At 66.9% G+C, this 11883-nt stretch carries 9 protein-coding genes; all 9 read left to right on the forward strand.

The genetic code is table 11. The features are described 5' to 3' along the window. The first annotated feature begins 63 nt into the window (after positions 1-63). The 9 genes from DQG15_RS06135 to DQG15_RS06175 all read left to right on the forward strand — a co-directional run bounded on the left by DQG15_RS06135 (position 64) and on the right by DQG15_RS06175 (position 11828). Complete coding sequence (locus DQG15_RS06135) at positions 64-1581, forward strand: ABC transporter substrate-binding protein (RefSeq protein WP_157968916.1); 1518 nt, start codon at positions 64-66, stop codon at positions 1579-1581. Between the two features lie 64 nt (positions 1582-1645). Further along, positions 1646-2563: an ABC transporter permease gene (locus DQG15_RS06140; RefSeq protein ID WP_116083550.1), complete on the forward strand. Its 918-nt coding sequence runs from the start codon at positions 1646-1648 to the stop codon at positions 2561-2563. Between the two features lie 13 nt (positions 2564-2576). Beyond that, entirely contained in the window at positions 2577-3488 is a 912-nt protein-coding gene (locus DQG15_RS06145; RefSeq protein WP_116083552.1) for an ABC transporter permease, read from the forward strand. Beyond that, positions 3488-4474: an ABC transporter ATP-binding protein gene (locus DQG15_RS06150; RefSeq protein WP_116083553.1), complete on the forward strand. Its 987-nt coding sequence runs from the start codon at positions 3488-3490 to the stop codon at positions 4472-4474. The genes DQG15_RS06145 and DQG15_RS06150 overlap by 1 nt, the downstream gene beginning before the upstream one ends. Beyond that, complete coding sequence (locus tag DQG15_RS06155; RefSeq protein WP_116083555.1) at positions 4471-5463, forward strand: ABC transporter ATP-binding protein; 993 nt, start codon at positions 4471-4473, stop codon at positions 5461-5463. Before DQG15_RS06150 ends, DQG15_RS06155 begins: the two co-directional genes overlap by 4 nt. Further along, entirely contained in the window at positions 5456-6865 is a 1410-nt protein-coding gene (locus DQG15_RS06160) for a M20 family metallopeptidase (protein WP_198665077.1), read from the forward strand. The genes DQG15_RS06155 and DQG15_RS06160 overlap by 8 nt, the downstream gene beginning before the upstream one ends. Before the next feature lie 497 nt (positions 6866-7362). After that, the gene (gene tkt / locus DQG15_RS06165) at positions 7363-9348 is read left to right on the forward strand and encodes a transketolase (protein WP_116083557.1); all 1986 of its coding nucleotides are present in this window, start codon (positions 7363-7365) and stop codon (positions 9346-9348) included. A 64-nt stretch (positions 9349-9412) separates the two neighbouring features. Then, positions 9413-10870 (forward strand): xylulokinase, encoded by a 1458-nt coding sequence (xylB, locus tag DQG15_RS06170; RefSeq protein WP_116083558.1) that lies wholly within the window; start codon positions 9413-9415, stop codon positions 10868-10870. A 4-nt stretch (positions 10871-10874) separates the two neighbouring features. After that, complete coding sequence (locus DQG15_RS06175) at positions 10875-11828, forward strand: sugar-binding transcriptional regulator (protein ID WP_116083560.1); 954 nt, start codon at positions 10875-10877, stop codon at positions 11826-11828. The last annotated feature ends 55 nt before the right edge of the window (positions 11829-11883 follow it).

Consider the following 11883-nt stretch of genomic DNA (forward strand, 5'->3'; position numbering starts at 1 on the left):
CGAACCCGACGGAACAGCCGGGGCGGACAAATCCGCGCGAATGATCTTGCAACGGAGAGGACCATGACCTTCAGAACCACCCTTGCCGGCGCCAGCCTCGGCCTCCTGGCCGCCCTTCCCGGCGCCGCCCAGCAGTCCGAGAATGCCGTGCGCTTCGCCTACGGCCAGACGCTGGAAAGCCCCGATCCCTATTTCACCACGCTGCGCCTTGGCGTGATCCTCGGCCGGAACGTGTGGGACACGCTGGTCGTGCGGAACCTCGAGTCCGGCGAATTCGAGCCGCTGCTCGCCACCGAATGGGAGTGGGTCGACGACACCACGCTCGACCTGACGCTGCGCGAGGGCGTGACCTTCCACGATGGATCGACCTTTGAGGCCGACGACGTGGTCTACACCCTGAGCTACGCCGCCGATCCCGAGAACCGGATCGTGTCGCAGCAGGTGGCGAACTGGATCGAGAGCGTGGAGAAGACCGGAGATTATTCGGTGCGGATCACCACCACCGGGCCGACGCCCTCCGCGCTGGAATTCGTCTCCTCCCAGCTCGCGATCATGCCGAGCGACCATTACACGGGCCCCGGCGGCACGACCGACGCGGACCTGCCGATCGGCACCGGACCCTTCCGGTATGCCGAATACTCCGCCGGCGGCGAGATCGTGCTGGAGCGGTTCGAAGATTACACCGCCACCGACGCCAAATCCGCCGCGTCGCTCGACCGTGTGTCGATCCGCACCATCCCCGACCAGCAGACCCAGATCGCTGAGCTTCTGTCCGGCGGTCTCGACCTGACCATGGGCCTGCCCAAGGACCAGGCCGACCAGCTCGCACAGATGCCCGGGGTCGAGGTTCAAAGCGGCGAGACGATGCGCATCGTCTTTCTGCAGATCAACACGTCCGAGGACACGCCCAACCCCGCGCTGCAGGACGTGCGGGTGCGCCGCGCGCTCAACCACGCCATCGACAGGGACGCGATCTCCGAGAACCTCGTAGGCGAGGGGTCGAACACCATCGACACCGTCTGCTTCATCGACCAGTTCGGCTGCACCGACGAGGGCGCGACGAGCTATGCCTTCGATCCGGACAAGGCCCGCGCGCTTCTGGAGGAAGCTGGCTACGGCGACGGTCTGACGGTGGAGCTCTACGCTTACCGCGAGCGTCATATCTCCGAGGCGGTGATCAACTACCTGTCGGATGTCGGCGTGAGCGTGGAGCTGAACTTCATGCAGCCCGCCGCCATGCGCGACGCGATGCGCGCCCGCGAGGTCGAGCTGGCTCAGAACGCCTGGGGCTCCTATTCGATCTACGATCTGTCGGCGTCCACGCCGGTCTATTTCGGCGGTCAGCCGGACGACAACGCGCTCGACCCCGAGCTGATCGAGACGCTTAAGGACGCCGGTGAGACCATGGACACCGAAGAGCGCAAGTCGCTCTACCAGCAGGCGCTGAAGCGGATCGCGGACGAGGCACTGGCGGTGCCGATGTTCACGCTGCCGGTCTATTATGCCGGCGCCGAGGGTCTGAGCTTCGACACCTACCCCGACGAGATCCTGCGCTTCTGGGAATTTTCCTGGAGCGAGTGACGGGCTGGCCGGGGCGCGAAGGACCGCGCCCCGGCCGACATTGCGCCGATCGAGGAGCCATCCCATGCCGATCTACCTGGCCAAACGCTTCGGGCTTGCCGTGCTCGTGGCCTTCTGCGTGTCGATCCTCGCCTTCGCCCTTCTGCGCCTTCAGGGCAATGCCGCCGGCGCGCTGGCCGGCGAAGGGGCAAGCGCCGAGGACCTCGCCATCATCGTCGAGACCTACGGGCTCGACCGGCCGCTCATCGTGCAGTACGCCTCCTGGCTCGGCGACGTGCTACGCGGCGATTTCGGCACGTCCTACTTCTTCAAGTCGCCGGTTTCGGATCTGATCTTCGACAAGATCGGCAACACCGTGATCCTCGCGATCATGTCGCTGACCATCGCGCTGGCGATATCCATCCCGCTCGGCGTTCTGGCCGCTGTCTTCTCGGGAAGCTGGATCGACCGGCTGTGTTCGCTGGTCTCGCTTCTTGGGCAGGCGCTGCCGTCATTCTTCCTCGCGCTCTGCCTCGTCATGCTCTTCGCGATCAAGTGGCGGATGTTGCCGGCCTCAGGCGCCGATAGCTGGCGACATTTCATCCTGCCGGCGGCGACGCTGGGCTATTACATCACGCCGCCCTTCATGCGGCTGGTGCGCGCCGGGATGATCGATGCGCTGTCCAACGATTACGTGCGCACAGCGCGGGCCAAGGGGCTGCCGGCGCATCGTGTGATCCTCAAGCATGCGCTGCGCAACGCGCTGGTGCCGGTGGTCGGGCTCGTGACCGTGCAGCTTGGCCTTCTGATCGGTGGCTCGGTGGTGATCGAGAGCATCTTCGCGCTCGATGGCCTGGGATACCTCGCCTACCAGGCGATCGGTTACCGCGACTTCCCGGTGCTGCAGGCCGTCGTCCTGCTGCTGTCGGTCGTCTACGTCGTGCTGACGCTCCTGTCCGACATCGTCAACGCGTGGCTCGACCCACGCCTGCGCGTCAGCTGAGAAGGGGCCGATCATGGCAGACCTGAGCAATTCCGCGGACCCCACCGCGACGGCCGAACTGGCCGAGACGCCGCCCGGACGCATGTCGTGGAGCCGGCTCAGCGAGCATCCCTCGCTGCTGATCGGCGGCGGCATCGTCATCCTGATGATCCTGATCGCGATCTTCGCGCCGCTGCTGGCGCCCCACGACCCCTACGCGCAGGACATCACCAACCGCGCCGTGCCGCCCGTCTGGTTCGAGGCCGGAAGCTGGGAGCATGTTCTCGGCACCGACCAGCTTGGCCGGGACTACCTGTCGCGGCTGATCTACGGCGCGCGGGTGTCGCTTCTCATCGGCTTTGCCGCGGTGTCGATCGCGTCGGTCATCGGCACGACGCTGGGGCTTCTCGGCGGCTATTTCGGCGGCCGGGTGGACATGGTGGTCACCTTCCTGACCACGATCCGCCTGTCTCTGCCGATCATCCTCGTGGCGCTGGCCGTCGTCGCCGTCTTCGGCGGGTCGATCACCATCGTCGTGGTCGTGCTGGGCCTTCTGAAGTGGGACCGCTTCGCCGTCGTGGTCCGCGCCACCTCGTCCCAGGTTTCGCGCATGGAATACGTGCAATCGGCCAAGGCGGCGGGCGCGTCCAACTTCTACATCCTCACGCGGGAAGTGCTGCCGAACCTCACGCCGCAACTCATCGTCATCGCGACGATCGAGATCGCGTCGGCGATCCTGATGGAAGCGGCGCTGTCGTTCCTCGGCCTCGGGGTGCAGCCGCCGACGCCAAGTTGGGGGCTGATGATCTCGGAGGCGAAGAGCTACATGTTCTTTTCGTTCTGGTTGATCTCCATTCCCGGTATCGCGCTCGCGACGCTGGTCTTTGCGATCAACCTCGCGGGCGACGGGCTGCGCGATCTGGTATCACCGGACGGGAGGGGCTGATGGAACCGCTGTTGCAGGTCCGCGACCTCAAGGTCGATTTCAAGCTGCGGACAAACACGCTTCATGCCGTGCGCGGCATGTCCTTTGAGGTCCGCGAGGGCGAGACGCTGTGCATCGTGGGAGAGTCAGGCTGCGGCAAGTCGATGACGTCGCTGGCGCTGATGGATCTTCTGCCGCGTGCCGCGACACGGTCGGTCGGCGCCATGCGTTTCGGCGAGGTCGACCTGACCGACCGCCGCGCGGTACGCCGGGTGCGCGGCAACGAGATGGCGATGATCTTCCAGGAACCGATGACGGCGCTGAACCCCGCCTTCCCCATCGGCGACCAGATGACCGAGGCCTATATCCACCACACCGGCGCCACCGGCTCCGCGGCCCGCGCGCGGGCGGTCGAGATGCTGACCGAGGTCGGCATCGCGTCGCCGGAAAAGCGCCTGGGGCAATATCCGCATCAGCTGTCGGGGGGGCTGCGCCAGCGAGTGATGATCGCCATGGCGCTGATGACCTCGCCCAAGCTCCTGATCGCGGACGAGCCGACCACGGCGCTCGACGTGACGATCCAGGCGCAGATCCTGCGGCTTCTGCGCGATCTGCAACATCGGCTCGGCATCGCCATCGTGTTCATCACCCACGATCTTGGCCTCGTGTCCCGGATCGCGGACCGGATCGTGGTCATGTACGCCGGCGCGCGGGTGGAGGAAGGCTCGGCCGCCGAGATCTTCGGGTCGCCCCGCCACCCCTACACCCAGGCACTGATCGACTGCATCCCGCAGCCGGGCAAGTCCGAACGCGGCGCGCCGCTCGGCACGATCCCGGGCGTCGTGCCCTCGCTCGTGGGCGATGTCCGGGGCTGCGCCTTTCGCAGCCGCTGTCCCGTGGCGCAGCCGGTCTGCGCCGATGCGGTGCCGCTGCGCGCCGAGGGCGGCCACCTCTGGGCCTGCATCCACGGCGCAAAGAAGGACGAAACCGAAAGGGCGCCCGCATGAGCCAGCCACCGATCCTCGAGACCACGGGCCTCCACCGCCGGTTCCGCGTCAGCCAGGGCATGTTCAAGCCCAAGGCGACGCTGAACGCCGTGAACGGTGTCGATCTGCGCGTGATGCGTGGCGAAACCCTCGGCATCGTCGGCGAAAGCGGCTGCGGCAAGTCCACTCTGGCGCAGATGCTGCTGAACCTTCTGCCGCCGTCCGAAGGCCATGTCCTCTTCGACGGCCACCCCGCGGCGGACGCGGGCCGCGCCGCCTTTGCCCGCCGCGTGCAGCCGATCTTTCAGGACCCGTTCTCGTCACTCAATCCGCGCAAGACGATCCTCGACATCGTGTCGATGCCCCTGCGCGTCCACCGCATCGGCACCGCGGCCGAGCAGGAGCGCACCGCCCGCCGCCTGATGGAGCGGGTCGGCCTGCCCGCGCGCTTTGCCAGCCGCTATCCCAAGGAGCTGTCTGGCGGCCAGCGCCAGCGCGTCGCCATCGCCCGCGCGCTCGTCATGCAGCCCGAGGTGGTGATCTGCGACGAGCCGACCTCCGCGCTCGACGCCTCGGTGCAGAGCCAGATCCTGAACCTGCTGATGGAGCTCAAGGCGGACTTCAACCTCACCTACGTCTTCATCTCCCACAACCTGTCGGTGGTCGAACATATCGCCGACCGGGTGGCGGTGATGTATCTCGGCCGGGTGGTGGAGCTGACAGGCGTCGACGGCATCTTCGACGCGCCGCAGCACCCTTACACGAAAGCGCTGCTCGAGTCGGTCCTCACCGTCGCACCCGAGGACGGGGTGCCGGACCTTGCGCTCGGCGCCGGGTTCCCCGACCCCCTGCATCCCGCGCCGGGCTGCCCGTTCCACCCCCGCTGCCCGCGCGCCTACGGCCCCTGCGACAGCGTCGTGCCGCGCCCCGTCTCGCCGGTGACCGGCGGGGCCGCGTGCCACCTGACCGATCCCGAACACGCCCCGGACAAGGAGCGAGCGTTTGCCTGACACCACGCAAGAGCGCACCGCGACCCGCGACGCCGCCATCGCCGCCGCCCGCGAGACGCTGGAGAGCGGCCGCTTCCGGGAGGACCTTGCCCGCCGCGTCGCCATGCCCACCGTCTCGCGCGAGGAAGAACACTGGCCCGAGCTGGAGCGTTATCTGCGCGAAGAGATGATGCCGCTTTACGAACGGCTCGGCTTCTCCTGCGAGATCCTGCGTCACGACAAGGCTCCGGGTCCGTTCCTCCTGGCCGAGCGGATCGAGGATCCGGCGCGCCCGTCCGTCCTGATGTACGGCCACGGCGACGTCGTCACAGGCATTCCCGAGCAGTGGTCCGAAGGACTGGACCCCTGGGAGATGACCGAGCGGGACGGCCGCTGGTACGGGCGCGGTACCGCCGACAACAAGGGCCAGCATTCGGTCAACCTCGCCGCGCTCGAAGCGGTTCTGGCGGTGCGCGGCAGGCTCGGCTTCAACCTGAAGTACCTCGTCGAAATGGGGGAGGAATACGGCTCCCCCGCGCTCGACGCGATCTGCGCGGGCCACAAGGGGCGGCTCGCCGCCGACGTGCTCATCGCCTCGGACGGGCCGCGCATGTCGCTTGAGGATCCGACGATCTTCCTCGGCTCGCGGGGCGGTATCAACCTGCATCTCGAAGTGGTCGCGCGCGAGGGCTTTCACCATTCGGGCAACTGGGGCGGTCTTCTCGCCAATCCTGGGGTGGAGCTGAGCCACGCCATCGCCGCGTTGATCGGTCCCACCGGAGAATGCCTCGTGCCCGAGCTGACGCCGGGCGAGATCCCGCAGAACGTGCGCGATGCGCTCAAGGACTGCACCATCACCCCTGCCGAGGGCGATCCGCCGCTCGATCCCTGGTGGGGCGCACCGGGCCTGACGCAGGCCGAACGGGTCTACGCTTGGTCGACGCTGGAGGTGATGGAGATCGAGGTCGGCAACCTCGCCAAGCCTCTTTACGCGATCCCGCCCTGGGCGCGGGCGCGGCTGCAACTGCGCCACCCGGTCGGCGTCGACCAGTCGCAGGTGGAACCGGCGGTCCGCCGCAAGCTCGACGCCGCGGGCTTCGAACGGGTGAAGATCGTGCCGGCGCCCGACGCCTCCTTCCCCGCCAGCCGGTCGGACCTGGATGGGCCGTGGGTGCGCTTCGCCGCCGCGTCCCTGGAACGCACGGCGGGCCGGGCGCCGGTGATCCTGCCGAACCTCGGCGGCTCGCTGCCAAATGCGATCTTCACCAATATACTCGGGCTGCCGACGATCTGGGTGCCGCATTCCTATCCCGGCTGCCGCCAGCACGGCGCGAACGAACACCTGCCGGTGTCGATCGTGCGCGAAGGGCTGGGCCTGATGGCCGGCCTCTTCTGGGATCTCGGCGAGACCGACGTGCCATGATCGAAACGGGATTCGGGCGACGCCGGCAACGGCGTTGTTGCAGAGCTAACGCCTGAGAGGATCGCGACGGTGCCGCAGGCATTGAAGCGATTCATGAGAGCGATGCGGATGTGAAGCTGGGCAGTTTCGCGGTGGGGGTCTCTCGACGTCCAGGATGCAGCATCATGCGGCTGCGCACCCTGATGAAGTCAGCCGGCGGTCGGGTCCCGATCAATGGCGCGCAGTCAGGGCGCTTCGGTCCGAACTGGGTGTCTTGTTCCGCTGTCGTACCGTCCGCGTGCCATCACCTCACGCTGCGCCTTACTATCTTTGAGCCTACCAAGGCAGCGCGACTGGTTTCTTCCATCTCATACCGAAGCAGCTCGCTAGCTGGCACCATGAGGGAAGACTCCAAGCCTTCAGCTGTTGTGCATTTTTTTGCATTTTAAGGTAAAAATTGCAAATTCGTTCATTACCGGTAAGCCTTCTGAAAAGCGGCCCCGAGAGAGGAGATGGCGATGCGCGACGAACTCGAAGTTGGTGTCCGGGACATGGCGAATGCACTACGCATCCTGTCCGCCGATGCAGTGGAGGCAGCACAGTCCGGCCATCCAGGCATGCCGCTAGGCATGGCGGATATTGCGACCGTCCTCTTCACCGAGGTCCTGAAGTACGACGCCTCCTCGCCCGCCTGGCCCGACCGCGACCGCTTTGTCCTGTCGAACGGGCACGGATCAATGCTGCAATACAGCCTGCTGCACCTGACCGGCTACGAGGGAATGCCGCTCAAGGATATCCGCGCCTTCCGTCAGCGGGGCTCCGTGGCGACAGGACACCCCGAACGCGGCGAGCCGCTTGGGGTCGAGACAACCACTGGCCCGCTTGGACAAGGCGTCGCCAATGCCGTCGGAATGGCCCTGGCCGAGCGTCTTCTCGAGGCTCGCTGGGGCAAGGACCTCGTTGACCATCGCACCTATGCCTTCTGTGGCGACGGCTGCCTCATGGAAGGTGTCGCCCAGGAAGCCATCTCGCTCGCGGGTCACCTGGGGCTCTCGAAGCTGACACTCGTCTTCGACGACAACTCCACCACCATCGATGGCTCCACGGACATCTCGACCAGCGAGCGGCACCTGGATCGCTTCGCCGCGGCAGGATGGGAGACGATGGAGATCGACGGCCACGACGTGGCAGAGATCAGGTCCGCCTTCGACCGGGCTTTCAAGAGTGAGCGCCCGGTCTTCATCGCGGCGCGCACGCGCATCGGGTTCGGCGCCCCCACGAAGGAGGGAAGCAACACCGCTCACGGCGCGCCTCTCGGAGCGGAGGAGCTTGAGGGTCTGCGCAAGGCGCTCGGGTGGACCGCCGCCCCCTTCGAGGTTCCCCCGGAGATCGGCGCGACCTGGCGCGAGGCCGGCGCGCGCGGAACTGAGCAGCGCCGCGACTGGGAGGTGCGGTTGGGCAATCACGACCGGGGCAAGGAATTCATGGAGGCCGAAACCGGCGTACTGCCCGAGACGCTTCAGGACGCCATCCGTGACGAGATCTCGAACTTGGTCACCGAGGCCGTCGAAGAACCCACGCGCAAGTCCGGGCGGCGGGCCGCAAGCGCGCTGTTCAAGCTGATGCCCGATCGCCTGTTCGGCGGCTCCGGCGATCTGACCGGCAGCGTACTGTCGCAAGCCGAGGGCATGACCTCGGTCGCCGAGGCAGGCTTTGCAGGACAGCACATGAGTTACGGGGTGCGCGAGCACGCCATGGCCTCGGCGATGAACGGGATCGCGGCCCATGGCGGACTGGTGCCCTATGGCGCGACCTATCTCACCTTCTGCGACTACTGCCGCCCCGCCATCCGGCTTGCCGCGATGATGAAACTCCGCCTGATCTATGTTTTCACGCATGACTCCATCGGCGTGGGCGAGGATGGGCCGACCCACCAGCCGATCGAACAGGTCATGGCTCTGCGCGCGATCCCGGGGCTGAACGTCTATCGCCCTGCGGACGCCGTAGAGACACTGGAATGCTGGCTCGACGCGATCGAACGGGAGGGCCCCTCGGCCCTGATCCTCTCGCGGCAGAAGACACCGCAGGTCCGGCTCTCGCACCGCCCGGACATGCCGGCGCGCTCCGGTGCCTACGTCCTGGCCGAGGCCGAAGGCAAGCGGGATGCCACATTGCTGGCGACGGGCACCGAGGTCGCTCTCGCGCTCGAGGCGAGACGCTTGCTGGCCGACCACGGTCTGAACCTCGCGGTCGTATCCGTGCCCTGCTGGGAGCGCTTCGACGAAAGGCCGGCAGCGGAGCGGCACGAGATACTTGGCTCTGCCCCCCGCTTTGCGGTCGAGGCCGGCACCCCGCTCGGCTGGTCGGACTACGTGGGCAGCCGCGAGAACGTTTTCGGCCTGGACGATTTCGGACTTTCGGCACCAGGGCCGGAAGTCTATGAAGCCAAGGGTTTGACGGCGCAAATTATCGCCGCGAAGATCCAGGCGCGACTGAACGCATAGCCCGGACGTCCGGGCAGTCAGGCCCAAGCCACACCTACGAAAAGCAGAAGCGGGAGTTCGGGCGATGTATCTCGGCGTCGATCTCGGCACCTCCTCGATCAAGGTTGTGCTCTCCAACGAAACAGATGGAGAGCATGCAAGCGCCCGGGCGCCGGTCGAGACCTTCTATCCTGCCAAAGGCCGTGTGGAGCAGTCCCCCGACGACTGGATCGCGGCCTTTGAATGCGCCATGGCAGCGCTGGCCGAGACGGCGGGCGAGGCCCTAGCCCGTGTCGAGGCGATTGGCTTCTCAGGGCATATGCATACCCTGCTCCTTCTGGGCAAAGACGGGCGCCCTGTTCGACCGGCAAGCATCTGGAGCGACTTCCGCGCGGTGGAGGAAGCGCAGGAGTTGCGGCGAACCGGACTGGCGGACCGGCTCGGGGTGAAACCGATGCCCGGCTTCACGGGTCCCAAGTTGCTCTGGACCGCCCGGCACGACCCGAAGGCCCTGGCGGACGCTGCCTGCTTTGCCTTTCCCAAGGACTACCTGCGCCAGCATCTGACCGGGGAAATAGCGACCGATCCGACCGACGCCGCCGGCAGCTGGCTCTTTGACCAGGCTTCCCGGACCTGGGACAGCGAGACATTCGAGGCCTGTGCGGCCGCCAGTTTGTCGCGGCCGGCCCTGGTCGGATCGGGAGAGGTCGCGGGCGTGCTTCGCGCCGAGATCGCGCAGCGGTTCGGGATGCGACCCGGGATCCCTGTCGCCACCGGCGCCGGAGACGTGGCTGCAGGCGCGGCGGGGCTCGGAGTAGTTTCGGAGGGCGAGGGGATGATCTCCCTGGGCACCTCGGCCCAGGTCTTCGTCGCACGCGGCAGCTATAGGCCGGCGGTCGGGCGGGCCGTGCACTCCCACGCCCATGTGGCCCCTGGCACCTGGTACGACATGGCGGCCCTGCTCAACGGCGCCAGCGCCCTCGGAAAGACGGCGGGCTGGCTCGGCTACGACAGCGTGCAATCCCTCATCAGCGCGGTCGAGGCCCGCCATAGCGGACCCGGCACCCTCTTGGCCCTGCCATATCTGGCGGGCGAGCGTACGCCTCACGACGACCCGGCCGCCCGCGCCGCTTTCGTGGGAATGTCGGCGACGACCGAGACCTGGGAGCTCGCCCTCTCGATGATGGAAGCCATCGCCTTCTCGCTCGCGGACGGCGCGGACGCTCTGGGCAGCCTGCCGGATTGCTTTGCGCTGACCGGCGGTGGGTCACGCTCGCCCTTCCTTTGTCAGCTTATCGCCGATGTGCTGGACCGGCCGCTTGTTCGGTCACGCGGGTCCGAGGTGGGGCCGGCACTGGGCGCCGCCCGGCTGGCGCGCGCGGCCGCCACGCGATCGACGGTTGCAGAGTGCTGCCCCGCACTGCCCGAAGAGGCAGTCTATCTGCCCGACCCCGCCCGCCATGCCGCCTATGCAGAGCGCCTGGAGGCTTATCGGGCCCTCTATGCCGGGCTCTCGTCCACCTTCCTGACACTCGAAGCCTGACCCCATGCCAAGACCGAGCCGCGACCTCGCCACGATCATCAAGACCGCTCGGATGCGGTATGAACGCAACCTTTCGCAGGGAGACATCGCCAAGGCTCTTGGGGTCTCGGCCGCGACGGTAAGCAGGTATCTCGCACAGGCTTTCGAGCGCGGTCTGATCGAGGTTCGGGTGGTCGAAAGCGCCTATCGCGAGTTCCGCATCGAGCGAGAGCTCCAGCTGGCGTTCGGGCTTGAGGAGGTGATCGTCGTTCAGACACAGGGGACGGAAGAGGCGACGCTGCGCGTTCTCGGCAGCGCGGCGGGCCGTGCCATCATCGCCCATATCGGCGAGGGAACGATGGTTGGCGTGTCAAACGGCACAAGCATGGCGGCGGTGACGGCCGAAATGCCTAGGATCGACGCGCCGTCGACGAACGTGGTCACCTTGATCGGAGGGGTCGGCCAGGCGGAGTCCGAGAGCCACACCACCGAGATCTGCCGCCGCTTCGCCCAGGCGACCGGCGGTCAGTCCCGTATCCTCCCCCTGCCCGCCCTCCTCGAGTCGAAGGAGATGCTGGACGTCCTGCGGGGAACGGAAGCCTATCGCGTACTCAGCGATCTTTACGCCCGGCTCGACCTGGCAGTCGTCGGGGTCGGTTCGCTCACTCCCGACTCCTCGACGGTGCGCGACGGCCTCTTCACGGCCGATCAGCTTCGTCAGATCGCGGAGCACGGTGGCGTGGGCACAATCTGCGCACGGTTCATCGACGGCAGCGGCGCGCCGGTGAAGGCCTTCGAGGACCGCACGATCTCGATCACGTTCGAGCAGCTCCTCGCAGTTCCGTCCCGCTTCGGCATTGCGGCGGGTCCCGAAAAGGTGGCGGCCATCCGTGCAGCGCTGTCGGGCGGACTGCTCACCTCGCTGGCAACCGACACGGAAACCGCAGCGCAGCTCCTGCGCCGGGAGGCCGCCGCTTGATGTGCAACTTTTTTCACTAAGTAGAAATTGTTGCAAGTAATTCCGGAAAAACTAG

Origin of the sequence: Tropicimonas sp. IMCC34011 (assembly GCF_003390865.1) — a bacterium.
Lineage (GTDB): Bacteria > Pseudomonadota > Alphaproteobacteria > Rhodobacterales > Rhodobacteraceae > Tropicimonas_B.

Bases quoted from the DNA above. Each gene is read 5' to 3' on its own strand.
- DQG15_RS06135 (WP_157968916.1), top strand. From the start codon at position 64: ATGACCTTCAGAACCACCCTTGCCGGCGCCAGCCTCGGCCTCCTGGCC.
- DQG15_RS06140 (WP_116083550.1), top strand. From the start codon at position 1,646: ATGCCGATCTACCTGGCCAAACGCTTCGGGCTTGCCGTGCTCGTGGCC.
- DQG15_RS06145 (WP_116083552.1), top strand. From the start codon at position 2,577: ATGGCAGACCTGAGCAATTCCGCGGACCCCACCGCGACGGCCGAACTG.
- DQG15_RS06150 (WP_116083553.1), top strand. From the start codon at position 3,488: ATGGAACCGCTGTTGCAGGTCCGCGACCTCAAGGTCGATTTCAAGCTG.
- DQG15_RS06155 (WP_116083555.1), top strand. From the start codon at position 4,471: ATGAGCCAGCCACCGATCCTCGAGACCACGGGCCTCCACCGCCGGTTC.
- tkt (WP_116083557.1), top strand. From the start codon at position 7,363: ATGCGCGACGAACTCGAAGTTGGTGTCCGGGACATGGCGAATGCACTA.
- xylB (WP_116083558.1), top strand. From the start codon at position 9,413: ATGTATCTCGGCGTCGATCTCGGCACCTCCTCGATCAAGGTTGTGCTC.
- DQG15_RS06175 (WP_116083560.1), top strand. From the start codon at position 10,875: ATGCCAAGACCGAGCCGCGACCTCGCCACGATCATCAAGACCGCTCGG.